The sequence below is a fragment of the Nesterenkonia sp. Act20 genome (assembly GCF_019173455.1).
In the GTDB taxonomy this organism is placed as follows: Bacteria; Actinomycetota; Actinomycetes; order Actinomycetales; family Micrococcaceae; genus Nesterenkonia.
Map to the genome: position 1 here is coordinate 1,280,027 of NZ_JADPQH010000001.1, position 25,625 is coordinate 1,305,651.

The 25,625-nt window shown below is 67.3% G+C and carries 24 protein-coding genes, 1 tRNA gene and 1 riboswitch; of the genes, 14 read left to right on the forward strand and 11 right to left on the reverse strand.

The genetic code is table 11. The features are described from left to right. Positions 1–93 precede the first annotated feature (93 nt). From pucL to IY716_RS05965, 10 genes are all read right to left on the reverse strand, one after another. Complete coding sequence (gene pucL, locus IY716_RS05920) at positions 94–1,020, reverse strand: factor-independent urate hydroxylase (protein WP_218220635.1); 927 nt, start codon at positions 1,018–1,020, stop codon at positions 94–96. A gap of 100 nt (positions 1,021–1,120) precedes the next feature. Beyond that, positions 1,121–1,447 (reverse strand): hydroxyisourate hydrolase, encoded by a 327-nt coding sequence (gene uraH / locus IY716_RS05925; protein WP_218220636.1) that lies wholly within the window; start codon positions 1,445–1,447, stop codon positions 1,121–1,123. 28 nt (positions 1,448–1,475) lie between these two features. Then, the gene (locus IY716_RS05930) at positions 1,476–2,363 is read right to left on the reverse strand and encodes a MurR/RpiR family transcriptional regulator (protein ID WP_218220637.1); all 888 of its coding nucleotides are present in this window, start codon (positions 2,361–2,363) and stop codon (positions 1,476–1,478) included. Then, on the reverse strand, positions 2,360–3,613 hold the full coding sequence (locus IY716_RS05935) for an allantoate amidohydrolase (protein WP_369699604.1): 1,254 nt from the start codon (positions 3,611–3,613) through the stop codon (positions 2,360–2,362). The genes IY716_RS05930 and IY716_RS05935 overlap by 4 nt, the downstream gene beginning before the upstream one ends. Next, positions 3,610–4,968, reverse strand: a complete 1,359-nt coding sequence (locus IY716_RS05940) for an alanine--glyoxylate aminotransferase family protein (RefSeq protein WP_255316443.1) — start codon at positions 4,966–4,968, stop codon at positions 3,610–3,612. The genes IY716_RS05935 and IY716_RS05940 overlap by 4 nt, the downstream gene beginning before the upstream one ends. Positions 4,969–5,020: 52 nt before the next feature. Next, positions 5,021–5,515, reverse strand: coding sequence for a 2-oxo-4-hydroxy-4-carboxy-5-ureidoimidazoline decarboxylase (gene uraD / locus IY716_RS05945; protein ID WP_218220638.1), 495 nt, complete (start codon positions 5,513–5,515; stop codon positions 5,021–5,023). Continuing rightward, complete coding sequence (locus IY716_RS05950; RefSeq protein WP_218220639.1) at positions 5,512–6,759, reverse strand: amidase; 1,248 nt, start codon at positions 6,757–6,759, stop codon at positions 5,512–5,514. The genes uraD and IY716_RS05950 overlap by 4 nt, the downstream gene beginning before the upstream one ends. Continuing rightward, positions 6,756–7,850 (reverse strand): acetamidase/formamidase family protein, encoded by a 1,095-nt coding sequence (locus IY716_RS05955; protein ID WP_218220640.1) that lies wholly within the window; start codon positions 7,848–7,850, stop codon positions 6,756–6,758. The genes IY716_RS05950 and IY716_RS05955 overlap by 4 nt, the downstream gene beginning before the upstream one ends. A 74-nt stretch (positions 7,851–7,924) precedes the next feature. Next, positions 7,925–9,031, reverse strand: coding sequence for a homoserine O-acetyltransferase (locus IY716_RS05960; protein WP_218220641.1), 1,107 nt, complete (start codon positions 9,029–9,031; stop codon positions 7,925–7,927). Between the two features lie 15 nt (positions 9,032–9,046). Continuing rightward, positions 9,047–10,498: an O-acetylhomoserine aminocarboxypropyltransferase/cysteine synthase family protein gene (locus tag IY716_RS05965; protein ID WP_218220642.1), complete on the reverse strand. Its 1,452-nt coding sequence runs from the start codon at positions 10,496–10,498 to the stop codon at positions 9,047–9,049. Positions 10,499–10,631: 133 nt separating this feature from the next. Then, positions 10,632–10,761: riboswitch (SAM riboswitch) on the reverse strand. A 149-nt stretch (positions 10,762–10,910) separates the two neighbouring features. On the opposite strand from IY716_RS05965, the gene IY716_RS05970 reads away from it, so the two are divergent. The 3 genes from IY716_RS05970 (at position 10,911) to IY716_RS05980 (ending at position 13,343) form a co-directional block, all read left to right on the forward strand. Further along, complete coding sequence (locus IY716_RS05970) at positions 10,911–11,327, forward strand: hypothetical protein (RefSeq protein WP_218220643.1); 417 nt, start codon at positions 10,911–10,913, stop codon at positions 11,325–11,327. 1 nt (position 11,328) lies between these two features. Beyond that, entirely contained in the window at positions 11,329–11,769 is a 441-nt protein-coding gene (locus IY716_RS05975; protein ID WP_218220644.1) for a hypothetical protein, read from the forward strand. A gap of 137 nt (positions 11,770–11,906) precedes the next feature. Further along, positions 11,907–13,343 carry an FAD-binding oxidoreductase gene (locus IY716_RS05980; protein ID WP_218220645.1) on the forward strand — a complete coding sequence of 479 codons (1,437 nt, stop codon included), beginning with the start codon at positions 11,907–11,909 and terminating at the stop codon, positions 13,341–13,343. On the opposite strand, the gene IY716_RS05985 is transcribed toward IY716_RS05980, so the two are convergent. Further along, positions 13,318–15,405, reverse strand: coding sequence for an FAD/NAD(P)-binding domain-containing protein (locus tag IY716_RS05985; RefSeq protein ID WP_218220646.1), 2,088 nt, complete (start codon positions 15,403–15,405; stop codon positions 13,318–13,320). The genes IY716_RS05980 and IY716_RS05985 overlap by 26 nt on opposite strands. 139 nt (positions 15,406–15,544) lie before the next feature. Here IY716_RS05985 and IY716_RS05990 point away from each other — a divergent pair. The 11 genes from IY716_RS05990 (at position 15,545) to paaC (ending at position 25,616) form a co-directional block, all read left to right on the forward strand. Further along, a tRNA-Ser gene (locus IY716_RS05990) sits at positions 15,545–15,636 on the forward strand. A gap of 123 nt (positions 15,637–15,759) precedes the next feature. Then, positions 15,760–16,716, forward strand: coding sequence for an NAD-dependent epimerase/dehydratase family protein (locus IY716_RS05995; protein ID WP_218220647.1), 957 nt, complete (start codon positions 15,760–15,762; stop codon positions 16,714–16,716). A gap of 129 nt (positions 16,717–16,845) precedes the next feature. Next, positions 16,846–17,304, forward strand: coding sequence for a hydroxyphenylacetyl-CoA thioesterase PaaI (gene paaI / locus IY716_RS06000; protein WP_218220648.1), 459 nt, complete (start codon positions 16,846–16,848; stop codon positions 17,302–17,304). A gap of 4 nt (positions 17,305–17,308) precedes the next feature. After that, positions 17,309–18,640 carry an AMP-binding protein gene (locus IY716_RS06005; protein ID WP_218220649.1) on the forward strand — a complete coding sequence of 444 codons (1,332 nt, stop codon included), beginning with the start codon at positions 17,309–17,311 and terminating at the stop codon, positions 18,638–18,640. Positions 18,641–18,661: 21 nt separating this feature from the next. Then, on the forward strand, positions 18,662–19,282 hold the full coding sequence (locus IY716_RS06010) for a TetR/AcrR family transcriptional regulator (RefSeq protein WP_218220650.1): 621 nt from the start codon (positions 18,662–18,664) through the stop codon (positions 19,280–19,282). Between the two features lie 364 nt (positions 19,283–19,646). Continuing rightward, positions 19,647–21,083, forward strand: a complete 1,437-nt coding sequence (locus tag IY716_RS06015) for an SPFH domain-containing protein (RefSeq protein ID WP_218220651.1) — start codon at positions 19,647–19,649, stop codon at positions 21,081–21,083. Positions 21,084–21,191: 108 nt separating this feature from the next. After that, complete coding sequence (locus IY716_RS06020; RefSeq protein WP_218220652.1) at positions 21,192–21,926, forward strand: MerR family transcriptional regulator; 735 nt, start codon at positions 21,192–21,194, stop codon at positions 21,924–21,926. A 49-nt stretch (positions 21,927–21,975) separates the two neighbouring features. After that, positions 21,976–23,202 carry an MFS transporter gene (locus IY716_RS06025; RefSeq protein WP_218220653.1) on the forward strand — a complete coding sequence of 409 codons (1,227 nt, stop codon included), beginning with the start codon at positions 21,976–21,978 and terminating at the stop codon, positions 23,200–23,202. 184 nt (positions 23,203–23,386) lie between these two features. After that, positions 23,387–24,418, forward strand: a complete 1,032-nt coding sequence (gene paaA / locus IY716_RS06030; protein WP_218220654.1) for a 1,2-phenylacetyl-CoA epoxidase subunit PaaA — start codon at positions 23,387–23,389, stop codon at positions 24,416–24,418. A 74-nt stretch (positions 24,419–24,492) separates the two neighbouring features. Beyond that, positions 24,493–24,792, forward strand: a complete 300-nt coding sequence (paaB, locus tag IY716_RS06035) for a 1,2-phenylacetyl-CoA epoxidase subunit PaaB (RefSeq protein WP_192591261.1) — start codon at positions 24,493–24,495, stop codon at positions 24,790–24,792. Beyond that, a complete protein-coding gene (paaC, locus tag IY716_RS06040; RefSeq protein ID WP_218220655.1) occupies positions 24,789–25,616 on the forward strand; it encodes a 1,2-phenylacetyl-CoA epoxidase subunit PaaC in 828 nt (275 codons plus the stop codon). Before paaB ends, paaC begins: the two co-directional genes overlap by 4 nt. The last annotated feature ends 9 nt before the right edge of the window (positions 25,617–25,625 follow it).

Here is a 25,625-nt window from a genome sequence, read left to right on the forward strand (position 1 = left end):
TATGAGTCCGGTGTTAGGGCCGTGTTTCCACACGATTACCGCCGTAAGAAACATGCGTTCCGTATTTCACGCCTATCGGAACGCAGGTTTCACTCAGGCGAAGCCGCCGATCCATTCCCAGGCCTGCGGTCGCGCAGGCGCTGCCCTGCGGGTGACGGAGGCGTTCATCAGACCGTAGGGGCGGTCCCCCGCCTGGAAGACCTCATTGGGGTTCTCCAGACCGAAGGGACTCAGGTCCACCACATAGTGATGATTGTTCGGCATCACGAACCGGATGTCCTCGATCTCCTCCACTGCACCGAGCACGGCCTCGCCTGCGGCGTAGAGCGTCTGCTGCAGGGACAGCGAGTGGACCAGCGCGAACTGCTCCATCACGATCTGCTTGACGCGCGCGTAGAGGGCGTCGAAGTCGACCTCCTGTGCGTCGATATCTGCGGCGAAGAGCCAGCGGGCGGTGATGTCCGTGGCCATCACCCGGTCCCGGGTCTCGGGCAGCGTGGTGTACCGGTCCTTCGGATACCCGGAGAACTCGCTGCCGGTGGTCTTGAGGACGGTGAGGTCGCTGAATCCGCCCATCAGGTGCTCGTCACCATCCTGGATGGTCAGCGCCGCGGTGCGGATCTCCTGCTTGGACTTCACGAAGGAGTGCTCGTGTTCGGTGAGCGCACCATCGGACCCCGGGACCTGGATCCGTTCCCAGGGGTAGGACTCAGCACTCCAGCGGCCGCCGTCGACCTCGGCATACTCGACGAAGTGGCGTCCGAGCAGCAGCAGGAACTGCTCCGGGGTGCTGATCCCGTGCTCCTTGGCGAAGGCGTAGACGGTGTTCTTCTGGGTATCGGTGGCGATGACCCTGCTGTTGTCACCCTCGGTGTAGCAGTCGGTGAAGTCTCCACGCAGCATCGAGCTGACGTTGAGATCCATGAGCGTGTGGACCGGGGTGTCCCGGTTCACCCGGACCACGCGCACCTCGGCCTTCCCGTACTGGTTGGGGCCAAGGACGACGTCGGGACTGCTCATAGGGATGCTCCTTCAGGGGTGAGTCGGCGTGCAGGTGTCAGTGGGTGAGGCGTGCGAGGGTCGGGCGCGCGGATCCCCGAACTCGAAGGGCTGGCAATGGTCAGCTGCCCCGGTAGGTGCTGTAGGCGAAGGGGCTCAGCAGCAGGGGCACGTGATAATGCGCAGCCGAGGCCTCCACAGCGAAGGTCAGCGTGACCTCAGGGAAGAAGTGATCCACCGCGCGGGACGCGAAGTACTCTCCGGTGCCGAAGACGAGCCGGTGCGCACCTTCGGGCAGCGTCTCGGGTCCCAGCTCCGTGATGCGACCATCGGCGTCGGTGGTTCCGGAGGCGATCTGCGCCCCCTCGGGCCCCAGCAGCTGCACGGTGATTCCTCGTGCCGGAGTCCCGGTGGTGGTGTCCAGGACATGGGTGGTGATGAGACTCATCGTGGCTCCTCTGCCTTGTTTCAATCTCTCAGCGTTCGAGCTCGTCGAGTTCGTCGTAGGCTTTCGCGATGGCGGAGATGCGCTTCCGGCCAGCACCGAGCTGCCGGTTGAGCACCCCGTTGGCGAGCAGACTGACCAGGGTCATCGCCGCCGCGTAGCTGTCGAAGGCACCTTCCGAGTCGATGGGGCATTCGATCCAGCAGTCGGCCTCCATGGCGTAGTGCCGGGAGGTGCTGTCGCCCAGGCAGAGGAGCTGGGCTTCGGAGGACGCCACCGCCCGGACCGCCTTGCCGAAGACCACGGGACGACGGCGGAAGCCCACCGCCACCACCAGATCCCCGGCTCCGATGCCGGCGAGCTCCTCGCCCAGGGTCTGACCGGGCTGGGGTGCGATCCGCACCCTGGGCCGGGTCTGGATGAGCTGCTGGTGCAGATGAAGCGCCACCGGGTAGCTGTTGCGCAGCCCGAGCAGGATCACCCGTTCGGCGCTCGCGAGCATCTCCACCGCCTGTTGAAGCCTGCCATCGGCCAAGCCTGCGGTCAGCCGCGCGAGGTTATCGTGGTCGCGCGCCTCGTGACGCTGCATTCCGGTGGAGCCTTCGGTGTCGGCGGAGGTCACCGGCGCAGCTGTGGGGACTCCTCGGCTGCGCAGCGCGCGAGCGTGATCTTTGACCTCGCGGAAGTCCTCGAAGTCGAGCTTGCGGAACAGCCGAGATACCGTGGCCTTCGAGACGCCCGTCTCGCGACTGATATCTGCTGCGGAGAAGATGGCCAGGTCGCCCAAATGCTCCAGCAGGAAGTCAGCCACTCGCCGCTCCTGCGGGGCCAGCGCCCCGTAGTGGGCGTCGATCCGGGCGTCGATGCGCGTCTCGGGTTCGAGCGGGGGCTGGTTCGCGGCCTCCGGTGGCGGGGTCATCGTCCTGCTCGCTCTCCGTGCTCACGTGCAAGCACCCAGACAGCTTCTTGCAGCGCCTGCAGAGCCAATGCCACATCGGCGGAGATGACGTTCTCCTCCGGGTGGTGGCTGATGCCGTCCTCGCAGCGGGTGAAGAGCATGCCGATCTCCGTCACCGCCGCCATCGCCATGGCGTCGTGCCCAGCACGCGAGTACAGGGTGATCGGGTCGGCGTCCCCGGTGGCGGCCACGCCGGCCGCGAGCGCTCGCGTCATCCGCGGCGAGCAGCCCACGGTGGACGCGGCGTGGATCTCTTCGACCACCAGCTCCAAGCTGCGCTGGGCGCAGAACCGGCTCAGCGCAGCGTGGATCTCCTGCCAGGCGGTGTCACGGAGCTCATCAGATTCGGCGCGCAGGTCCAGGGAGAAGTCGGCCTCTCCCGGCACGACGTTCACCGCACCGGGACGGGTCTCCAGCTGACCGACCGTGGCGATAACACCGCGCTCACGGCCGATCCGTTCCACGTCCAGGACTGCCTGAGCGGCCCCGACCAGTGCGTCCCGCCGGCGTTCATAGGGGGTGCCCCCGGCATGCCGGGCCTCACCGAGGATGGCGAGCCGAAAGCGGCGCGCCCCGGCGATGGAGCTGACCAGCCCCAAGGCCCGATCGGCCGCTTCGAGAGAGGGGCCCTGCTCGATATGGGCTTCGAGGTAGCCGACCAGATCCTCAGGCGCCCGGGCGGCGTCGTCGACCTTCTCTGGATCCAGGCCGAAGTCCCAGAAGGCCTGAGCCATGCTGATCCCCTCGGCGTCCACGGCCTCCCACCAGGCGGGGTCCCAGGTGCCCGCCATGGCACGTGATCCCAGCAGGGTCGCGCCGAACCGGGTGCCCTCCTCATCGGCGAAGGCGATGATCTCCACGGCGAAGGGAAGGTCCTTCGCGTAGGGGGCCAGCAGACGGACCGTCTCGATTCCCAGCAGCACACCCATGATGCCGTCATAGCGTCCGGCATCGGGAACGGTGTCGAGGTGGGAGGCGATGATCAGCGCCGGCAGGCCGGGCTCGCGACCCTCGAGCCGAGCACACTGGTTGCCTGCGGCGTCCTGCCAGGTCTCCATCCCCACCTCGGCCATCCACGCCGCGGCGAGTGCATTGTGCCGCTGGTGCTCTTCGGTCAGGTAGGCGCGCAGGATCCCGTCGGGGAGAGCGCTGATCGCGGCAAGCTCGTCACAGCGGGTCATGATGCGGTCGGCCGCAGCGTCGAGGGTCACGGGGAGACCTCCCGAGACTCCAGGGGCCGATCGAACTGCCCAGGCTGGTGGAGCTGGTCGGACTGACCGGGCTGCCCGGGCTGGTCGAGCTGGTCGAGCTGGTCGAGCTGGTCGAGCTGCCCCGCCTGCCCGCGAGTCGACTGTTCCTGGTAGATCTCTGCCGCGGCTCCGGTGCCGCCGCCGGCGCGGACCTCAGCGCCACCAGCGCGCAACACCTGTTCCAGCGCCGCGAGGGTGAGCATCACGGCGTCCTTGCGGGCGTTATAGCCCATGGTGCCGATGCGCCAGACCTTCCCGTGCAGCGGCCCGAAGCTGGTGCCGATCTCGATGCCGTAGTCCTGGAGCATGGCCGAACGGGCGGCGTCGCCATCGATCCCTGCAGGGATCTCCACGGCGACCACGTTGTTCATCTTGTGCGTGACGTCCCCGAAGACCGCCAGCCCGAGCCCCCGGACTCCCGCCAGCATGGCCTGGCCATGGAGCTCATGACGGGCGACGGCGGCGTCGATCCCCTCGTCCAGCAGCAGTCGAGCACATTCACGCGCCCCGTAGAGCATGGAGGTTGCCTCGGTGTGGTGGTTCAGCCGCTGGGGGCCCCAGTAGTCCATGATCATCGCCAGATCGAAGTAGTTCGAGGCGATTCTGGTGCCGCGGCCTGCAGTGCCGTCGGCGATGCCTGCCTCGACATGCCGACGAGAACGGATGACGTCCACGGCGCGCGGGGAGAGGGTGATCGGCGCCGAACCAGAGGGTCCCCCGAGGCATTTCTGCAGTCCGGCCGTGACAGCGTCGATCTTCCATGCATCGGCGGAGAACTCATTGCCTGCCAGAGAGGCCGTCACGTCGGTGTAGAACAGCACGTCGTGGCGCTGGCAGATCTCACCGATGCCGGCGAGCGGCTGATTCATCGTGGTGGAGGTGTCCCCCTGGACGAGAGCAAGCAGCGTGGGCCGCTCCTCGATGATGGCCGCCTCGATCTCCTCTGGCGTGAAGACCTGGCCCCAGGTCTTCTCGCGGACCGCGACCTCAGCTCCGGCGCGCACGGCGATCTCGGCGAGCAGGTGACCGAACCGTCCGAAGATCGGCACGAGCACCTTCGAACCGGGCTCGATCAGCGAGACCAGAGCCGCTTCGATGCCGGCCCGGGAAGTGCCGTCCACCAGGAACGTCGCCTCGTTGTTGGTCTTGAAGACTCCGCGGTAGAGCTCCATGACCTCGTTCATATAACCGGTCATCGCGGGATCATATTGGCCCACGAGCTGAGCCGACATGGCACGCAGCACGCGCGGATCGGCGTTGATCGGGCCCGGCCCCATGAGCAGCCGGGGTGGCGGATTGATCTGGCGGGAGCTCATGAGGACCATGCTACTGAAACTATTGTTTCATTCGTGAAACAGGTGCGTATCGTCATGAGACGACCTGCTCCAGTCGCAGCACTGCGATCTCGGCGAGCTGCTCGCGTCGGACGACGGCCTCTTCCTCCTCGGTGTTCTGCAGGCGAAGTTCGAGCTGGGTGCGCATCTCACGGTCTGATCGGCCTGCGGCGCGGATCAGGAAGATCCGGTCGAAGCGCTGTTCGTAGGCCTCATTGGCGCTGATCCACTCCGCCTGGGCGGTCTCATCGGCGCCGAGGCTTCCCTGTTCTCGTCGGGAGGCCTCGGCTTCCCGGGAGGAGCCCTGCACCTTCTCTCCGATCCGCGGGTGATGTTCGAGCGCGCCGTCGACCTCGAGGTCGGTCCAGTCCTGTGCGAGCTCCGCGGCGGTGGTGGTCAGCTCCGCGACGCTCTCGTAGGGCCTCCGGGCGAGGAGCGCGGCGCGCCAGGAGGGAATGGGCGCGCAGGCGGCGAGCGTCTCCGTCAGCTCCTCCGGGGTGGCCGCATTGAATTCGCTGAGCTTCATCATCGGATCTCCTGTGTCGACGGCAGCCGGGCGTGGAACTCCTGCGCCCAGCGGATGAGTGCACGGTCGCTCCCGGCAGCCCCGAGCAGGCAGACGCCGGTGGGAAGTCCCGCTGCCGTGCGCAGCGGGACATTGACCGCGGGCAGCCCGGCCAGACCGGCCAGGCAGGTGAGCATCATGGTGCCGCGGCGGTGTTCCTCGATGACTTCTCCGCCCAGTGCGGCCTCGCTGCGCAGCGGTGCGGGACCGGCCGCCGAGGGAAGCGCCAGCACGGAATCGCCGACCCAGTCGCGGATGATTCGGCGTGCCCCGGCGGCCAGCGCCCGGGCCTGCCGCTCCTGATCTGCGGTGAACTGGCGGGCCGTGCGGAACCGCGCGCCGACGTCGTCGGCCATCGCCTCCCAGTGGGTGCTGACCCATTCGCCGTGGTTGGCCCAGGCCTCGCGCATCTGGATGATGCGGAAGGCCTCGAACCAGGCGGCGTGCATCTCCGGGGAGACGCCGGCGATCCGCCTCAGGTGCAGGCGTGGTGGCAGGGCGCTCGGAGGCGCGGTCACACCGTCCACGGCGGTGCGCACGGCGTCGGCGACCTCCGGCTCCACCTGATCGAAGAGGCCGGGGAGGAGCGTGAGCTCTTCCGGGAGTGCGGCGGGCTGCTCCGTCTCCGCGCCGGCGGGCAGGAGCACCTCGGCCACGAGGCTCAGCGTCGCGGCGTCGCGGGTCATCCAGCCCACCGCGTCGAAGCTCTGCGCAAGTGGCAGCAGACCCTCGCGGGAGATGGCGCCGTGGGTGCTGCGTATGCCCCAGAGCCCCTGGTAGGAGGCGGGCACGCGGATCGACCCACCGGTGTCGGTTCCCAGCCCGATGCTCACCTGACCCAGTGCGACGGCGGCGGCGGAGCCCGAGCTGGACCCCCCGCTGATCCGGTCGGGGGCCGCCGGGTTCGGCGGTGTCCCGTAGTGCTGATTGGTTCCGGCCAGGGAGAGTGCGAACTCGTCGGTCTGCGCGATCCCGGTGATCGCGGCGCCTGCCTCGAGCAGCTGTCTCACGGGGGGCGCGGTGCTGGTCTGCTCGGGGGCCTCGGCCAGCCAGGCGGGGTTGCCGGCACCGATGCTGTGTCCCGCAATCGCGTAGAGGTCCTTGACGGCGACGTTCTGCCCGCCCAGCGGTCCGGTTCCGGAAGACGGGATCAGCGGGGCATCGGGGTCCCCACCCACCCGCCAGATCGTGGGCTCTGCTGTGCTCATCGCAGCTCCGCGAAGTCTCGGACGGCCACCCGCGCGTGGACTCCTTTGACCAGGTCGACCACCTGGGAGATGTTGAAGTCCGTGGCCGCGGAGAGATAGGCGTAGGCATGCTCTGCATCGAGGCCCCAGCGGGCCTGCAGCAGCACGATCGCGTTGCGCACGCAGTTCTGCACGGCGATGTCCAGGTCCTCGTCCATCCCGGTGGGGATGAGGAACTCCGCGGTCTCGGCCAGCGGCCCGATCTGTTCGCCGAAGGCGGCCAAGGCCTGTTCCCGAGGGATGACCTCGAAGCTCAGCAGCCCGCGCAGGGAGGCCTCCATCGCGGTGAGCGCGACCTCGCCGTCGCCCTGGGCGAAGTGGGGATCGCCCACGTAGGCCAGCGCGCCGGGCACCTGCACGGGCAGGTAGAGCGAAGTTCCCTCGGTGAGCATCTTGATGTCGATATTGCCGCCGTGGGCCCCCGGCGGCACGGAATGGGGACGGGCCTCCCCCGCTACCGCCACCCCGATGGTCCCGAAGAAGGGAGCCAGCTCGAAGCTCAGCAGCCTCTCCGCTCCGGTGCGCGGGGCCATACGGCCGCGAGCCTGACCCTGACCGGCCTCTTCCACGGCGGCGAAGATCGAGACGTTGCGTTCTCCGCGCGGGTACTCCCCGTTGAGCGCTCCCTTGCCGTGGCGGTTGGAGATGATGCCGTAGGGGACGCGGCGCTGCAGCTGCTTGATGGTCACCTTGAGCAGGTCGCCCGGCATGGCGCCCTCGACATGGAGGGGGCCGGTGTTCACGTGCGGGCCGTCGACGGCGGGGTCTCGCGGGTGGTCGCTTGCTGCGAGCGCGATCGCGTCGGTGAGCACCTGATCCTCGGGCACGCCGTGTCCGCCGAAATAGGCCAGCGGGTCCCGTCCCTGATCCTCGAGAATGCCCTCATGAGAGAGTGTGTCGATGACGACCTGCTCACCGGACTCGATGTGCAGCGCCGGCTCATCGGCGGCGCAGGGCAGCCTCCCCCAGAAGATGTTCTCCGGGCGCGCCGGGAGGTAGCGGGCACCCTCGGGCAGGTGTTCGCCGGGCTGCAGGATGGGCTGCGGGCTCATGGATCACTCTCCTCGTTCCGATCAGTCTGCCCGATCAGGTGTTACAGCAGAGTGACATCTCTGGAATGTCCGTTTCAGAGCCGGAGCGTGGCCTTCATGGGCTCGCTCAGCTGTTCCGCACTGGTCAGGAAGCCGTCATGACCGATCGGCGAGTGGATCGTGTGCACCGGGTGGCCGCCTGGGATGGCATCGGCGATCTGCTGGGACTGTTCAGGGAAGTACAACCGATCGGTCTCCACAGCTGCGAGGAATGGAACGGCGGTGACCGAGGAGAGAGCCTCGGCCACGCCTCCACGCCCACGCCCGACGTCGTGGCTCATCAGCGCCTCGGAGAGCACCACATAGGCATTGGGGTCGAATCGCTTGAGCAGCTTCTCGGCCTGGTGGTCCAGGTAGGACTCCACCTGGTAGCGGCCGCGCCGCCGGTCGGGCCAGCCGAAGGGATCCTCTGCACCCTGCGGGGCGCGTCCGAATCGAGCGCCCAGCTCGGCCTCTGCACGGTAGGTGATGTGGGCGATCCGCCGCGCGAGCCCGAGTCCGGAATGCGGGGCGGGGCCGCCGTAATAGTCCCCGCCGGCGAAATACGGGTCATTCTCCACCGCCAGCACCTGGGCCTGCCCGAAAGCGATCTGCTCAGCGGTGGACGCCGCACCGCAGGCGAAGACGGCCACGCCGTCGACCATCTCCGGGTAGGTGGCGGCCCATTCCAGCGCGCGGGCGCCTCCCATGGATCCACCGATCACCGTGTGGAACGTCTTGATGCCCAGGGCCGCAGCCAGCCGGGCTTCGAGGTGCACGGAATCGCGAATCGTCACGAAGGGGAACCGGGAGCCATAGGGCTTCCCGTCGGGATCCAGAGAGGCGGGTCCGGTGGAGCCGTAGCAGCCACCCACCATCGCCGGGGCGATGACGAACCAGCGCTGGGTGTCGATCGGTCGACCGGGGCCCAGCAGACCCTCCCACCATCCGATGGAGGGGTCTGCCGGGGTCGCGGCGACATGGGAGTCCCCGGTCAAGGCGTGCGCCACGAGGATCGCATTGCTGCCGTCCTCGTTGAGCGTGCCCCAGGTCTCGTAGGCGATGGTGACTTCGGGCAGCTGCCCACCTGTCTCGAATGTGTACGCCCCCACATCTGCCGTGTTCAGCGCACCCGCAGGCCTGTCCCCAAAGTCATTCAGCACCCGATCACCCTAACCTCAGACCGCGGACGCGGCTTCTCGCTTCGTCACATTGTCCGCACTCTGGTCATCGGCGGAAGAGTCCTGGTCAGAAGCCTGGCCAGCACTCTGGGTGGTGCTTTGGATGGCGGCCGCCTTCTCGAGCCCCTGGGCCAGGTCGGCGATGATGTCGTCGATGTGCTCCAGACCCACGGAGAGCCGGACGAGACCTGGCTTGACCCCCGCGGCATGCTGCTCGGCGGGGCTGAGCTGCCGGTGGGTGGTCGAGGCGGGATGGATCGCCAGCGAGCGCACATCACCGACGTTGGCCACCAGCGAATGCAGCTCCAGCGCGTCCACCAGCGTCTGGCCCGCGCGGGCCTGCGTGGCGTCGTCGTCCTCGGCTCCGCCGGCAAGCTCGAAGGCCAGCACTGCGCCGGTGCCGCGCGGCAGGTACTTCTGCGCCCGCTCGAAGCAGGGGCTCGACGGCAGCCCGGAGTAGTAGACGCGCTTCACGGCCTCGTGGCCCTCCAAATACTCGGCCACCTTCTGGGCGTTGGCGACGTGGCGCTCGATCCGCAGCGAGAGGGTCTCCAGACCGAGGTTGATCTCAAAGGCGTTGTGCGGAGACAGCGCCGGCCCGAGGTCGCGCAGCAGCTGCACGCGGGCCTTGAGGATGAAGGAGAGGTTGACTCCGAAGATCCCCTCGGGGCCGAGATCCCGGCCGAAGACCAGCCCGTGGTAGCTCTCATCAGGGGTGCTGAAGCCGGGGAAGCGCTCCGGGTGGGCGAAGTAGTCGAAGCGTCCGGAGTCCACGATCACCCCGGCGATCGCCGTGCCGTGCCCACCGAGGAACTTGGTGGCCGAATGCACGACGACGTCGGCGCCGAAGTCGATCGGCTTGATCAGGTACGGGGTAGTCAGCGTGGAATCGATGATCAGCGGCGCACCATGGTCGTGGGCGACCGAGGCCACCCCTTCGATGTCCAGCACGTCCCCGCGCGGATTGGCCACGGCCTCGCCGAAGAAGGCGACGGTGTTCTCCCGTGTGGCGGCCCGCCAGGACTCGAGGTCGTCCGGGTCCTCCACGAAAGTGACGTCGATGCCGAACTTCGGAAGCGTGTGCTTGAAGAAGTTCTGCGTGCCGCCGTAGAGGGTGGGCGAGGCGACGATGTGACTGCCGGACTCGGCGATGTTCAGCAAGGCCAGCGAGGTGGCGGCCTGGCCGGAGCCGACTCCGAGCGCCCCGACGCCGCCTTCCAGGGCGGCGATCTTGTCCTCGATGGCCTGGACCGTGGGGTTGCCGATGCGGGAGTAGATCGGTGCGATCTCCTCGAGACCGAAGCGACGTGCTGCTGCGGCGGTGTCGGGGAAGACGAAGGAGGTGGTCTGATGGATCGGCAGGGCCCGTGCTCCGGTGGCCGGATCAGGGGCGACTCCGGCGTGGATCTGCTGGGTCTCGAACTGCCAGGTGCTGTCGTCGTTGCTCAAGGAACTGCTCCGTTCAATGCGGTCCTTGGGGCTGAGCCGCGCGTGAACGTCGCTGCCGGTCAGAGGAGCTCCGGCGTTGAATCCTGTACGGCCCCGTCCTGAGGACTGGGTTTAAGGGCCCGCACTGGTGTGTGGCCCGCGCTTGCCACGTCGATCACCGATGCTCGGTGATAGCCGCAGCCAGGTCGTCACCCGGGGCACCCCACCGCGAACTGGAGGGTTGCCGGCCAGCAAACCGGGGTTTTGCGCTGGCACTCTTGACCTAGGGATAAGTCTGCATCGCGGAACGCCGCAGTGCAAGTGCACCCCCTCCTGCGACCCTCCCGCGAAAAAATCGTAGACCTCTAGCAAGTCGTAGGGCTATAGCTCGACGACAACGCGAAAGCTCTACGATTTCTGCCATCCTGGGACGATGCAGCACGAAATCCGTTCGCTGGGCGCAGCCCTCCCGCTGGGCGCGATCTTCGTCCTCGGCCTCCTGGGCTGTGGTTCAGAACCGAGCACCGCCGATGCGCCCGAGGGCCTCGTCACTCGCGAGACCGACGACGACGGCGGCGACTCAGCCATGCTCCAGGGCACCGTCACCCAGTTGGAGGGCTGCTTCTACATCGAGGACGCCCACCCCGAGGGCGAGCTGTGGGTGGCGGTGTTCCCCTCGGATATCGTCGCCGAACCCTCGGCTGGGGACGGGTTCTCCCTGAACGGGCAGGACTACAACGACGGCGACCAGAGCACCGTCGGAGGCAGCCGCGCCGTCGAGGCGGACTACCCAGCGCCCGAGGAATGTGACGAGGAGGCTCCGCAGTGGCAGGTCCATCCGGAGGGCTGATGTGAGCATCAAAGGTCCAGACCGTGCACGTCGCCGACTCGCCGCAGCCGCGCTCCTGGGCGCAGCACTCGGCGCATCGCTGACCGGATGCGCGACAGATCTGCAGGACCCCGATGCACCAGAAGGCGTGCCGAACTACATCGTCGACGAAGAGGCCGGTGCCGACGCCGCGCTGGCGGGGCGCGTGGCAGAGATCGATGGCTGTTTCTACGTCCAGGGCCCGGCCCCAGAGCGAATTCTCACCCTCGCAGTTTTCCCTGCTCGCGAAGTCACAGACGCGTCGGAGGGGTCAGGATTTGCGTACCTGGGAGAGGACTATGCCGATGGCGACGCCATCACCGTCGGCGGAAGCATGTCCGGGTCGACCCTCTACGCCGTTCCCGAGGCGTGTGACGAGGACGTCCAACAGTGGAGGGTCGCCCCGTCGACCCCGGCCCCCTGACGAAAAATCGTAGAGCTATCGCGTTGTCGTAGAGCTATAGCCCCACGATTCGCTAGAGCCCTACGATTTTTTCGCGAGGGGGGGGCGACGGGGGTGACGCGGGAGGGCGGGACGTCGCTGGCCTACACTCATCTCTCATGAGCTCCTCTGACAACGATGTCCGCGCAGCCCTGCGCAGCGCCTTCGCGCCCCACGCCGTGACCACCGACCCGGCGGAGCTCGACTCCCACGCTGTGGACAAGGGGCCGCTGGAGCACTGGCAGGTGCATACCCCGCTCGCGGTCGTCTTCGCGGAATCGGTCGCTGAGGTGCAGCAGCTGGTCCAGCTCTCCGCCGAGCACGGCTTCCCGCTGATCACCCGCGGCGCTGGGACCTCCGTCTCGGGCGGGGCCAACACCACAGCAGGCTCGGTGGTGTTGAACCTGACCCGGATGAACCAGATCCTGGCGATGCGCCCCGAGGACGAGGTCGCCGTCGTGGAACCCGGCGTGATCAACGCGGATCTGAACACCGCGGCCGCACAGCATGGACTGATGTACGCCCCGGACCCCGCCAGCTACCGCACCTCCACGATCGGCGGCAATGTCGCCACCAACGCCGGCGGGCTGCGCTGCGCCAAGTACGGCGTCACCCGGGACTCGGTGCTGGCTCTGGACGTGGTCCTCGCCGACGGCACCCTCATCCATGCCGGACAGGCCACCTTCAAGGGAGTCGCCGGCTATGACCTGACCAGCCTGTTCGTCGGGTCGGAGGGGACCCTGGGCATCGTCGTCGGCGTCACCGTGCGGCTGCGCCACCTGAGTCAGCACACTGAGACCATCGCCGCGTTCTTCGACGAACTCACCACCGCCGCCCAGGGCGTGCTCGACATCGGCAAGGCTCGAGTCCAGCCGGCGATCACCGAGCTGCTGGACCACCGCACCATGCTCGCCCTCGACGAAGCGCAGGGCTCGGATCTCGCCACCCGCGGGAACACCCTGCTGCTGATCCAGACCGACGGGCACGGGGCGGGCATCGAAGCCGAGATCATCCGCGAGGTGCTCCGAGCACTCGACGCCACGGTCAGCGACCCCGGCTCCACTGAATCGGAGCGTCTGATCGAGCTGCGCCGGCACGCCCGGGGCGATGGAATCATCACCGAGGTTCGCGTGGGCGAGGACGTCGCGGTGCCGCGATCCCGGCTGGTGGACTACATCCGCGCGATCCAGGACCTCGCAGTGGAGCACGAGGTCCAGCTCAAGGTCGTCGCCCATGCCGGGGACGGCAACCTGCACCCCACCTTCAGCGTGCCGAGCTCCGAGCTGGCGCCCGAGCCGGACGCAACGGCCGGCGAGCAGAACGACGACGACGGCGCACCCGTCTCAGCGATGTCCCGGCTGCATGCGGCCCTGGACGGTTCGGTGCGGATCGCACTGGAGATGGGCGGCACGATCACCGGCGAGCACGGCATCGGCACCTATAAGCTGCGCTGGCTGGACTGGGAACAGTCGAACGAGGTGATCGAGCTGCAGCGCAGCATCAAAAACGTCTTTGACCCTGACTATCGACTCAATCCGGGTCGCGCGATCCTGTAGCGGCTGAGACCGGGCCATCACCCGGCCCCGCCCCAGCAAGCACCGCGCGCGCCGCGGCGTCCGCGTCGGCGAGGCTGCGCGCCGAGGACTCCGGATCACCACCGGCCTCCGCGGCGATCGCGGTCCCCCACTGCACGGAGCTCAGCTGCAACCCGAGCACGTAGATCTCCTCCGCCGCATCGTCGGCGGGGATGAGCCGGTGCGGCAGCGGCGTGACGTCGAAGCCCTTGCCCGATCGAGGGGCCCCCGAGGCGTCGACCAGCTCGCGCGGCCGAGCCATGCCGCTGCGCAGCAGGCCCGCCACCAGCGGTGAGCGGGAGAGCTGAACCCGGTTCGCCGGCATCATCGCTTCGAGCAGCCACCGCGCCTGATAGGCCGGCGCGGCCACGGCTGGAGATTCCGCGGTGAAGCAACCGGTCTCCCGGTCGACATCAAAGATCGGCTCCGGCCCCAGGAACTCCACCACCCCCGCCCGGGTCAGCGCTGCCAGCTCCTCGATCCGCTGCAGCGGCGGTCCGCTCGCGAGGCCTTCGACCAGCGATTCGAACCATCCCTCGATCTCGCTGATCTGGCTGGACTGCGAGACGCGTCCCTGACTGATCAGCGCCTTGACCTCCATCCGGGCCAGGTGCAGTGCGCCGATCGCCATCTTCACCGGGCTCTGCATCCCTGCCGCCGAGGTGACCGCGTCATCTTCGAGGTAGGTCTGCATATGCTGCTGGTACTGCTCCGCGGAGTCGAAGGTCAGTCCGCCGAAGGGTCTGCCGAGGGATCGGATGTCGAACCAGAGGACGTCGGGGGCGTGTTCACGCAGCAGACGATGCCCCCGCGCCTGCAACACCGCCTCGCCCAGATGAGTGTCCGCGAGCAGAGCATCCAGAGCAGGGAGGAACTCCGCACTGAAAAGTTCCGGCGCGTTCCGCTCCAAGGTCCGGTAGTAGGTTCGAAGCACGTCGCGTTGGATCAGCGGCCACAGGTGTGCAGAGAAGTCCAGCACGTCGTGACGGCGCTCGGCGGCGGCCACCGCATCGGCATGCAGGTGATGCAGCGTCACGCCCACGGGCGCGAATCCAGGGGCAGTGGTCAGCGCGGTGGACTTGGCCCGGTAGGGAGTGCCGCGCCGAGAACCAGCCACCAGGTGCGGCTCGTCTCCGGTGGCGAGGTATTCCAGCCGCTGTCCAGCCGGGCGGTCCGGGTGTTCGTGGAACACTCCGCCGCGGCCCACGCTGGCCTGGATCATCAGGTCGAAGAAGTTCAGCCCCATGCCGCGGACCAGCACGTTCTCCCCTGCTGGCAGCGCGTGATAGTCCACCTCCGTAGGAATCGCGGGCGGTTGGTAGTGCAGATCCAGCTCTGCGGCCACCGCGCTGAAGTGCTCGCCGGTCTCGTTCAACCCCGCGGGGATATGCCCCAGCGCGAGCACGACGTGCTCGACGCGAAGCCGGCGGGCGTCGTCGTCGTTGTCGGCGTCGTCGTCGATGTCGTTCTCGGCATCAGCGTCGTCGCCCTGCAAGGTCAGCTCATATCCCACCTGCCCCCGCCGCAGTCCACTGACCTCAGCCTGAATGTGCTCCACCGTGATACCAGGGTGCCGCTGCAGCGCCGCGCAGACCTCGGCGTGGAGCCAGCTCAGATACTGGCCGTAGGCCGCGCGGGTGGGGTAGTCGGAGTCCTGCCCACCGTGGTCCACTCCGTGGAAGACCGGAGGCTCGAAGCTGTCGCTCCGCACGGGACTCGCGGTGGCCTCTGCCGCATGCCCCTCCCTCCACTGCGCGAAGGAGCGGGAGACCGACGACGCCGGCAGCCGGCTCTGCGTGTCTCCGGCCGGCGCCGCAGTGGGAAAGCTGGCGGGGGTGTTCATGAGATACAGCGGCGACTGCCGCGGGTTCCAGACACGGCCCGGGCCATGCGGAGCGGGGTCGATCACCAGGATGCGCAGCGCAGTTTCCACAGCCTCGCCTGGGGCATGTTCTACGGCAGCGAGGAGTCGTTCGAGGAACGAGGTGCCACGGGGTCCGGCGCCGATCACGGCAACTCTTCGTTCCTGCGTCAGACGGGGCATGGGCGGCGCGGTCTCCTGGTGGGCTCTTCGGCGGATTCGTCCCGACCAGAGTACTGCGGGCACGCGCTTTGTCAGTTCCCTGACCGAACCGCTAGTCTAGACGGGCGCATGAGAACGGCTCGCCGCAATCGTGGGCACAGGAGGCGTGCCAGAGCGGCCGAATGGGCTTCACTGCTAATGAAGTGTCCGCCTCAAAGCGGACCGGGGGTTCAAATCCCCCCGCCTCCGCCACGTGATCGAAGAACCCCTGTCGGGAATGCACCTGACGGGGGTTCTTCTGTGTCTGGCACCCCACGCAACCCGCACCCCACGTCCCCCGCTCCACTCCCCGTCGATTCTGGCTAGGCTCGGAGCATGAGAACTTCTGCAGACTTCCCGGCCGAGGAATCCCCTGCTCCGCGAGCCGTGCTGGTCGGCTGCGGCGATGTCGGCACGCGCATCGGACATCGCCTGCTCGAACGCGGCTTCTCCGTCACCGGATGGCGACGCAGCCCGGAGCGGCTCCCCGCTGAGTTCGACGGCGCGGCGATGGACCTCACCGAGCCCGACTCCGTGCCCCAGCCGCCTGCTGACACCGCGGCACTGGTCTTCTCCCCCGCCGCCGGCAGCCGAGATCCGCAGCGCTACGAGCAGGTCTATCTCCAGGGTCTGAGCACCGTGCTGGACCGCCTGGAACAGGCAGGCCTCGCGGGTTCAGTGCGGGTCCTGCTGGTCTCCTCCACCTCGGTGATGGGCGACGCCGAAGGCATGCTCGACGAATCCGCTCCGCTCACGCCGGCCAGTCCGACGGGCGAGATCCTGGCCCGTACCGAGGAGCTGCTGGCGAGGTGGCGCACCGCTGGGGCCGATGCGTCTCCGCGGCGACGCAGCAGCACGCTGCGCCTCTCCGGCATCTACGGTCCGGGCCGAGACCGCATCCGCAAGCAGCTGCGCGCGGGCTCGGTGGGCGAGGCCGCAGGTCAGGACACCCAGGATGCCTGGAGGATCTCCAACCGGATCCATTCCGATGACGCCGCCCGCGCCGCCGTCGAGCTGTTGACCCACCCGGCCCCGCCGGAACTCGTGCTGGGAGTGGATGAGCTCCCCATCCCCATCGGTGTGGTGCAGAACTGGATGGCCGATCAGCTTGAGCTGCCCCGACCGTGGAGCGATCCGCGTCTGGAACCGGCGCTGCTGGAGAGTTCCCGGCCGATGGATCTGCTTGCCGCGGGTCATGGCAAGTCGCTCGACGGGTCCCGGCTTCGCGGGCTGCTCGGCGAGCTGCTGCACCGGGACTTCCGCTCGGGCTACGCCGCGATGCTGAGTGATTGATCGGCGCCACCCCAGGAATGAGCCGCCCCACGCGTCTGCGTTCCACCTCGTGTGCTTGACATCACATCTGCTCCGGTGCTTCAGTTGACTTACTGACCATTCGGTCTGGAAATGCGATGAGGAGCACCGATGACTGAATCCACCCAGCTCGCCCCGGCGGGTCATGAGAGCTCCCACCAGGGCCCGCGGCACCGGATGCTGGAGAACGATCGCACCTCGCAGGCGCTGGGGATCGTGGTTCTGCAGGCTGATCCCGGCCACGCGAAGATCAGCATGACGATCCGTGAGGACATGACCAACGGCTTCGACATCGCCCACGGCGGGATGATCTTCTCGCTGGCCGACACCTGCTTCGCGATGGCCTGCAACCACCCCGAGCTGGACGAGGGCACGATCACCGTGGCCTCCGGCGTCGACATCAATTTCCTGAAGCCCGCCCTGCTCGGCGACGAGGTCGTCGCCGAAGCGATCGAGGTGGCGCACACCGGACGCAGCGGCTTCACTGATGTGACGATCAGCCGCGGCGACGACCTCATCGGCATCTTCCGTGGCCGCTCACGCACCATCGCCTCCCCCGGAAAGAAGTGAACCCATGAGCATCCTCAACACCGAGACCGACGAGGCCGCCGCGACCGAACCCGGCCAGCCCGACCCCGCCGAGCTGATGACCCGCGAGGAGATCGAGGCGCTGCAGCTCACCCGGCTGAAGGCCACCATCCGCCACGCCTACGAGAACGTCGCGGCCTACCGCGAGCTCTATGACGCACACGGCGTCGGCCCCGACGACCTGCAGACACTGGACGATCTCGCGAAGTTTCCCTATACCGATAAGGAGTTCCTGCGCGCGGCCTACCCCTTCAAGGCGTTCGCCGTGCCGATGGAGCAGGTCCGTCGCGTCCATGCCTCCTCCGGCACCACGGGCCGTCCCACGGTGGTGGGCTACACCGATGAGGACATCGACACCTGGGCCACGTTGCTCGCCCGCTGCCTGCGCTTCTCCGGCGTGCGCCCCGGAGACCTGGTGCACAACGCCTACGGCTACGGACTCTTCACCGGCGGCCTTGGAGCCCACTACGGGATCGAGAAGCTCAAAGCCACGGTGATCCCCATGTCCGGCGGTCAGAGCGAGAAGCAGGTCCAGCTGATCCAGGACTTCAAGCCCAGGGTCATCCTGTGCACCCCGACCTACCTGCTCGCGCTGGCAGACGCCTTCCGCAACGCCGGGGTGGATCCGCGAGAGACCTCGCTGGAAGTGGCAGTCCTCGGCGCGGAGCCCTGGACCGACAAGATGCGCCACGAGATTGAGCAGACCTTCAACCTCACAGCCTGTGACATCTATGGACTCTCCGAGGTCATGGGCCCCGGCGTGGCAGGTGAGTCCGGAGAACGCCAGGACGGCTCCACCATCTGGGAAGACCACTTCCGCCCCGAGATCATCGACCCGATCAGCGAAGAGGTGCTGCGCACCGGCGAACACGGCGAGCTGGTGTTCACCACGCTGACCAAGCAGGCGCTGCCCATCATCCGCTATCGCACCCACGACCTCACCCGGCTGCTGCCCGGCTCGGACCGGCCCGGTCACCGCCGGATGGGCCGGATCACCGGCCGCAGCGATGACATGATCATCCTGCGCGGGGTCAACCTCTTCCCCTCCCAGATCGAAGAGATCGCCCTGGAGATCCCCGGGCTCTCCCCGCATTTCCAGCTGCGCCTGGCTCGGCCGGAGAAGATGGACGAGATGACCGTGCACATCGAGCGGCGCCCGGAGACCAGCCTCGAAGCCGCTGAGGCCGCAGGCGCAGAGCTGGGCCGGCAGATCAAGGTCAAGGTCGGCTCCAGCTGCCGGATCACCGTGGAAGAGCCCGGTTCGCTGGCCCGCTCCTCCGGCAAGCTGCGCCGGATCTATGACCAACGCCCGAAATAATCCGCCGCTAGTGTGGGAGCCATGACAAGCACTTCCACGACTGCCGGCACCTCGCGCCGGGGGCGTCCCGGCTATGACCGCGAGGGGCTGATCACCGTGTGCGTGGAGGCCTTCAACAGGCATGGCTATGAGGCCACGTCCATGGGCGCACTCTCCCGTGAACTGGGCATCTCCAAGTCCGCAATCTATCACCACGTGGACTCCAAGGAAGAGATCCTTGACATCGCGCTGAACCGCTCGCTTGCCGAGCTGGAACGCGTGGTCTCCGAGGCGGAGGCGCTGGAGGCTACGGCCGTGGAGGAGCTCGAGATCATCCTCAGCGAATCGGTCAAGGTGCTGACCACGTCACTGCCCTATGTGACGCTGCTGCTGCGGCTGCGCGGGAACTCCGAGATGGAGGTCAAGGCGCTGCAGCGACGTCGCGAGATCACTCTGCGCATCGCGGAGCTGATCCGTCAGGCCCAGGAGAACGGTGACCTGCGCAGCGACATCGATGCACGCACCGCTTCCCGCCTGGCCATGGGCACGATCAATTCGATCGTGGACTGGTACCGCCCCGTGGGCGGCGCCCCGGACGCCGCCCTGGCCGAGACGGTAAAGCAGATGGTGCTCGGCGGGCTGCGCGCAGCGTCCTCCAGCTAGCCCTCACGAGAAACTTTTCATTGCATCGGGCAACTGCCTGAAGTCCCGCCACGGCAGCGATGCAGGCGCGCACACTCCCCCGTGAGGCGTCATTTTCGCGGTGAACGGCACCGCACACCTGTTGACCGTCGAGTTTTGTTCAAGCTAGCGTCGAACCAAATCAAGGGTGCCGCTCACGTGTTTTCACTTGTCAGTGACACTCTCAGTCCACCCAGGGCTGGTCCTGGGAATCTTTTGTGTCCTCGATCCATCGAAGATCTGAAGATTTCAGTCGATTCCGCGACAGATGCCTGTCCCGGAGTGCAGCCACTCCAGCTCACCATCGACCAGGTCTGATCACACCTGCGCATGGAGGTACCAACGGATGGATATTCTGACGACGGGCGGCACACTCGCCCTGGTGATCGCTCTGCTGGTGGCCGCGGTGGTGATCGGCGCCGTGGTGCTGCTGATGATGCGGGCCTGGACCAAAGTCGCCCGGGCCGATGAGGCACTCGTGGTCACCGGCAAGTCCTCCCGGTCCGATGTGCCGGGTTCGCGACCCAAACAGGTCATCGTCAACGGACGAGCCATGGTCAACCCGATCCGACAGCGGCACGAGATCATCTCGCTGCGCTCCCGGCAGGTCCTGATGACGGTCACCGCGCAGAGTCACGACAACGTGACGATCAACGCCGAGGCCGTGGCGCTGGTCAAGATCGGCAGCGCGGACGAGGACGTCAAGGCAGCCTCGGAGCGCTTCGCCTCCCAGGACGACGCCGTGGTCGAGTACACCCAGGACCAGCTCGAAGGTGCTCTCCGTGGGCTGATGGCCCAGCAGACCGTCATCCAGCTGATGCGCGACCGACAGAAGTTCTCCGATGAGATCTCCAAGTCGATCTCCCCCGAGCTGCTCACCCAGGGCCTCCTGCTGGACTCCTTCCAGATCCGTGAGATCACTGACGATTCGGGGTACATCTCCTCCCTGGGCGCTCCGGAGATCGAAGCCAAGCGCCAGGCCGCCGAGATCGCCGCGACGAATGCCGAGCGTGCGATCGCCAAGGAGCGGATCTCCAACAGCGAGCAGAACCTGGTCGAGGAGACCGAGTACGACTCGAACAAGGCCGCTGCGGCTTCGCGAGTCGGTCAGGCACGAGCTCAGGCCGAGCAGGCGGAGGCCCTGGCCGGGGAGAAGGCTCGGCAGGAGGTCCTCGGACAGCGCGCGGAGAACCGCCAGGCTGAGCTCGACGCCGAGGTGAAGCGTGTCGCCGACGCTGATCTCTACAAGCAGCAGAAGCGCGCCGACGCCGAGGCCTACGACCGCACCAAGGCCGCCGAGGCGGAGGCACTGGTCGCCGAATCAGAGGCACGCGCGCGCCTCCAGCGCTCTGAGGCTGAGGCCACCGCCATACGTGCCGAGGGCGAGGCGAAGGCTTCTGCAATCCGTGCCGAGGCTGAGGCGCTGCGCGAGAACCAGGAAGCCGTATTGGCCCGTGAGGCCCTCTCCGTGCTCCCCCAGCTGATGGAATCCTTCGCAGCCGGCTATGCCAACGTCGGATCCGTGACGCTCATCGGTGGCAGCGGCGAATCGGGTGCCGCGAAGCACTTCGACGGTGAGTCCTCGGTCGCCCTGGCAGGAGTCTTCAAGAGCGTCGAGGCCACCACCGGGATCGATCTCGGGTCGATTCTGCAGTCGAAGGCCCAGGGAACGGCGATCGGTGAGGCACTGGCCGAGTCCAGTTCCGGCATCGGCACCGGCACCGGCACCGGCACCGGCACCGGCACCGGCACCAAGGAAGCGGAGAGCACACAGAACGAGTAGGTACCCAGCAGTCCAGATGGTCTTGCCGCGTTCCCCCGTGCGTGAGATTCTGCCCTGAGTCAGACGTCCCCCTCGGGGACGGTCGTTCAGCGCAGAGGGAGTCGAGCAGTGCTCAGCAGTGAGATCGCCGATCTCGCGGGGGTCACCGTGCGCACGCTGCGCCACTACCATCACATCGGAGTGCTTCCCGAGCCCCCTCGCAGCTCCGCCGGCTACCGCCACTACGACATCAGCCATCTGGTTCAGCTCTTGCGCATCAAGAGACTGACCGCACTGGGCTTCCCACTGGCAGACCTAGAGACGGCCCTGGATGTTCCTTCGGCCGCCGAGAACCTGCTCGAGGAGCTTGACCTGCAGGCCGCCGCCGAGATCGAGCGTCTCAACGCGCGCCGTGCACGCATCGCTGAACTGCGCAGCAGCGGATCCCCGGCTGATCTCTCACCCGAACTGGCAGCCTGGCGCTCGGCTCCAGAGGCGCTTCTCTCCGAAGAGATTTCGCAGCTCGAACACGAACAGCTGGTGCTGCTCGGGCACCTCCTGGGGGACGGCGGGCACGAGACCTTCTCGGCCGGTTTCGCAGCGCTGAACACCCAGTTGATCACACCGCTCACGGCGCGCTTCGCCGCCCTCGACACCGACACACCCGACACCGAGATCGAGGCTCTGACCCAGGAGATGATCTCTGTCCTGCGCCCTGTGAATAAGAGGTTCGCGGATCTTCCGCCCTTGGATGACCAGGTCATCGCGCTGATGGACGAATTGGCTGAGCAGAGGCTGCATCCTGTCCAGCGTCGTGTTCTGCGCCAGATCCAGCAGGTGATGGAACAGCTCGAGGACAGCTGAACCTCCGAGGACTTGACCCTGACGCGACGTCATAGCCTGAACTGTGCGCATGAACAGAACCTCGCTCTTCTACTTCGCCTCATTCGTCGCCTCCCTGCTGGGCAATTCGATCACCACCATCGCCCTGCCGCTGCTCGTGCTGTTCACGACCGGCAGTCCGCTCGACGCCGGAATCGTGGCGATCGCCGCCTCGGTGCCGGCCGCGATCGCCGGGCTGCTGATGGGTTCGCTCATCGACCGGATCAATCGACGCACCGCATCGATCATCGCGGATGTCATCTCCGCCCTCGCACTGCTCATCCTGCCCATCGTCGAACTGACGGTCGGGCTGAACCCGAGCTGGTTCATCGCCGTGGCGGTATCGAGCTCCTTCGGAGACGTCCCCGGAATCACCGCCCGGGAAGCGATGCTCCCGGCCGTCGCGAAGGCGGCGGGAGCGGAGCCGTCGCGGCTCATCGGCCTGCGCGAAGCACTCACCGGGGTGACCATGCTCATCGGTCCGGCCATCGCCGGCGTGCTGGTCGCAGCCCTGGAGCCGGTGACGGTCCTGTGGTTCACCTCCGGCCTAGCGGGCCTGGCGGTGCTGCTCACCCTCGGCATTCCGTCCAGGGCGACGGCGCATCAGCGTGACCGCGACGCGGAGACCTCGACGCAGGGCATGAGCTCGGTCTTCAACGGCCTCAACATTCTGCTCCGCTCCCCGCTGCTTCGCGGAATGCTGCTGCTGGCCATCACGCTCGGGGTCGTGCTCGCGGCCATCCAGGGCATGGTGGTGCCGGTCCACTTCGCCTTCCAGAATGAACCTCAGTACGTCGGATTCGTGCTCAGCTCACTCGCCGCAGGCCTGCTTGTAGGCGGTGGCCTCTTCGCGGCCCTCGCCAACAGATTCCCGCGCAGGGTCTGGTTCATCTCCGGCATCGTCATTCTGGCGGTGGGTTTCGGCGGCCTCGCCTTCCTCGGCCCGGTCTGGACGATCTTCGCCTCGGCCGCAGTCGCTGGTCTCGGCGGTGGCGCCATGAACGCCGTCGTCGGACTGACCTTTGTGGAGAACGTCGACGAGTCCCAGCGTGGCAGGGTCCTGGGCGCACAGAACGCGATCTTGACCCTCGCACCGGCGCTGGGCATCGGCGGTGGGGCTGTCCTGATCGATACCGGCAGTCTGCACCTCGCGACCACGGCCTTCGTCGCAGCCTGGGTGGTGGTCTCGCTCGGATCCCTGTTCAACCCGCTGATCCGCAGACTCGGCGAACCCTCCCGTGAGCTCGTCGATGCGTGAACACGCTTGACCACGGGGAGGGAGCCCACTCAGCCGCAGCGACGCAACAGCCCGACACTCGGCTCAGGAGGGCTCCCCACCCCGGACCTCCGATCTTTCGCTGGCTCTGCGTGTTGACCGTCACACCTCCAGTGCTATACTGAACGAACGGTCGGTAAATAATGCGACGGAATCGAGGATGACCATGTCACCCCAGAACCACCAGCACGCGCCCCTTCGCCTCGCCGATGAGGCAGATGCCGCTGCGGCGCGCGACGAGGCAGAGTCCGGACAGCACCGCTTCGACGAGATCATCGCCGATGACTCTCGCATCGAGCCGCGGGACTGGATGCCGGAGTCCTACCGGAAGTCTCTGGTGCGACAGGTCTCCCAGCACGCCCACTCCGAGATCATCGGCATGCAGCCCGAAGGCAACTGGATCTCCCGCGCGCCCAGCCTCAAGCGCAAGGCCATCCTGATGGCCAAGGTCCAGGACGAGGCGGGCCACGGGCTGTACCTCTACTCCGCCGCCGAGACCTTGGGCACCCCCCGCGAAGACATGTATGACCAGCTCTACAGCGGCAAGGCCAAGTACTCATCGATCTTCAACTACCCGGCACGCACCTGGGCCGACGTCGGCGCCATCGGCTGGCTGGTCGACGGCGCCGCGATCGTCAATCAGGTGCCGCTCTGCCGCGCCTCCTACGGACCCTATGGCCGCGCCATGGTCCGCATCTGCAAGGAGGAGTCCTTCCACCAGCGCCAGGGCTGGGAGATCCTCTACTCGCTGTCCCACGGCACGCAGGAGCAGCGCGAGATGGCCCAGGCCGCCGTGGACCGCTTCTATGGGCCGGCGCTGCAGATGTTCGGACCACCGGACGGAGACTCCCCGAACTCGCAGCAGTCGATGGCGTGGAACATCAAGCGCTTCACCAATGACGAGCTGCGCCAGCGCTTCGTGGACATGATCGTCCCGCAGGTCGAGGCCCTGGGCCTCACACTCCCCGACCCCGAGTTGAAGTGGAACGAAGAACGCGGTCACTACGACTTCGCCGAGCTGGACTGGGACGAGTTCTTCGCCGTGATCAAGGGCAACGGCCCCTTGAGCCGCCAGCGCCTGGAGCACTACCGCAGCGCACGCGACGAGGGAGCCTGGGTCCGCGAGGCCGCCGTGGCCTATGCGAACCGCGTGTCCCAGGAGCAGGACCGCGACCAGGCAGCCTTGATCGGCGCCTGAGCGTCACCCACTCCCCCACCACCCCCGCACGCTGACCGACCCGACGTCGTCACCACCGCAAGAAAGGCGAGGCCATGTCCTCCAGCGCAGATTCGAGCTCCTGGCCTCTCTGGGAGGTCTTCATCCGAGGCTCCCGCGGCCTCTCCCACGTCCACGCCGGCTCCCTGCATGCCCCCGATGCCACGATGGCGATCCGCAATGCCCGGGATCTCTACACTCGGCGCAACGAGGGCACCTCGGTGTGGGTCGTCCCGGCTGAGGCGATCATGGCCTCGGATCCGGACTCCAAGGGCGGCTATTTCGAATCGGCCCAGGGCAAGAGCTACCGCCACGCCACCTATTACACCCAGTCAGAAGGGGTGAAGCACCTGTGAGCTTCGCATCGCATGACTCCGCCACCCGGCAGTCCCAGGGCGAGGCGATCACCGCTGAGGAGATCGCAGCCTCAGGTGCCACGGCCGATGAGGCCACCGCCCGCTATGCCCTGATCCTGGGCGACGACGCGCTGATGCTCTCCCAGCGACTCGGCGCCTGGGTCTCTCGTGCACCGGAGCTGGAGGAGGACGTGGCCCTGGCGAACATCGCGCTGGATCTGCTGGGCCACGCCAGGTTCCTGCTCACCTACGCCGGCACCGCCTGGGGCAAGTCCGAGGATGACCTCGCCTACTTCCGCGAGGAGGAGGAGTTCCGCTCCTGCCGCCTGGTGGAGCAGGAGAACGGGGACTTCGGCAAGACCATCGCCCGGCAGCTGATCTTCAGCTTCTACCAGCACGAGCTCTACAGCCGACTTGTGCACTCCACGGACGCCACTCTCGCGGCGATCGCGGAGAAGGCGCTCAAGGAGGTGGACTACCACCAGGACCACGCCGCCCAGTGGGTGCTGCGCCTGGGACTGGGCACCGAGGAGTCCTCGCGACGCATGCAGGCCGGCCTGGACTCAGTCTGGTCCTATGTGGAGGAGCTCTTCACCGATGTGGAGCCCATCACCGAGCTCGGCGACGTCGCAGTGCTGCCCTCGACTCTGCGCGAACCCACGCTGAACCGGCTGCACCAGGTCATCGAACAGGCCGATCTGAGCGTGCCAGACATGTCCGGCGCCCACGGAGCCGACCGATCCGGACGCCACTCCGAGCAGCGCGGATTCATCCTGGCCGAGATGCAGGTCCTGGCCCGCCGCCACCCTGGAGCCACCTGGTGAGAGGAGCAG

What these genes read in the sequence shown, in the direction of transcription:
- IY716_RS05950 (WP_218220639.1), bottom strand. Translation starts at nt 6,759, where the DNA reads ATGAGCACAGCAGAGCCCACGATCTGGCGGGTGGGTGGGGACCCCGAT.
- uraD (WP_218220638.1), bottom strand. Translation starts at nt 5,515, where the DNA reads ATGATGAAGCTCAGCGAATTCAATGCGGCCACCCCGGAGGAGCTGACG.
- IY716_RS06005 (WP_218220649.1), top strand. Translation starts at nt 17,309, where the DNA reads ATGAGCATCCTCAACACCGAGACCGACGAGGCCGCCGCGACCGAACCC.
- IY716_RS06015 (WP_218220651.1), top strand. Translation starts at nt 19,647, where the DNA reads ATGGATATTCTGACGACGGGCGGCACACTCGCCCTGGTGATCGCTCTG.
- IY716_RS06025 (WP_218220653.1), top strand. Translation starts at nt 21,976, where the DNA reads ATGAACAGAACCTCGCTCTTCTACTTCGCCTCATTCGTCGCCTCCCTG.
- paaB (WP_192591261.1), top strand. Translation starts at nt 24,493, where the DNA reads ATGTCCTCCAGCGCAGATTCGAGCTCCTGGCCTCTCTGGGAGGTCTTC.
- IY716_RS05995 (WP_218220647.1), top strand. Translation starts at nt 15,760, where the DNA reads ATGAGAACTTCTGCAGACTTCCCGGCCGAGGAATCCCCTGCTCCGCGA.
- IY716_RS05940 (WP_255316443.1), bottom strand. Translation starts at nt 4,968, where the DNA reads ATGAGCTCCCGCCAGATCAATCCGCCACCCCGGCTGCTCATGGGGCCG.
- IY716_RS05985 (WP_218220646.1), bottom strand. Translation starts at nt 15,405, where the DNA reads ATGCCCCGTCTGACGCAGGAACGAAGAGTTGCCGTGATCGGCGCCGGA.
- IY716_RS05970 (WP_218220643.1), top strand. Translation starts at nt 10,911, where the DNA reads ATGCAGCACGAAATCCGTTCGCTGGGCGCAGCCCTCCCGCTGGGCGCG.
- uraH (WP_218220636.1), bottom strand. Translation starts at nt 1,447, where the DNA reads ATGAGTCTCATCACCACCCATGTCCTGGACACCACCACCGGGACTCCG.
- pucL (WP_218220635.1), bottom strand. Translation starts at nt 1,020, where the DNA reads ATGAGCAGTCCCGACGTCGTCCTTGGCCCCAACCAGTACGGGAAGGCC.
- IY716_RS05955 (WP_218220640.1), bottom strand. Translation starts at nt 7,850, where the DNA reads ATGAGCCCGCAGCCCATCCTGCAGCCCGGCGAACACCTGCCCGAGGGT.
- IY716_RS05930 (WP_218220637.1), bottom strand. Translation starts at nt 2,363, where the DNA reads ATGACCCCGCCACCGGAGGCCGCGAACCAGCCCCCGCTCGAACCCGAG.
- IY716_RS06010 (WP_218220650.1), top strand. Translation starts at nt 18,662, where the DNA reads ATGACAAGCACTTCCACGACTGCCGGCACCTCGCGCCGGGGGCGTCCC.
- paaA (WP_218220654.1), top strand. Translation starts at nt 23,387, where the DNA reads ATGTCACCCCAGAACCACCAGCACGCGCCCCTTCGCCTCGCCGATGAG.
- paaI (WP_218220648.1), top strand. Translation starts at nt 16,846, where the DNA reads ATGACTGAATCCACCCAGCTCGCCCCGGCGGGTCATGAGAGCTCCCAC.
- IY716_RS05980 (WP_218220645.1), top strand. Translation starts at nt 11,907, where the DNA reads ATGAGCTCCTCTGACAACGATGTCCGCGCAGCCCTGCGCAGCGCCTTC.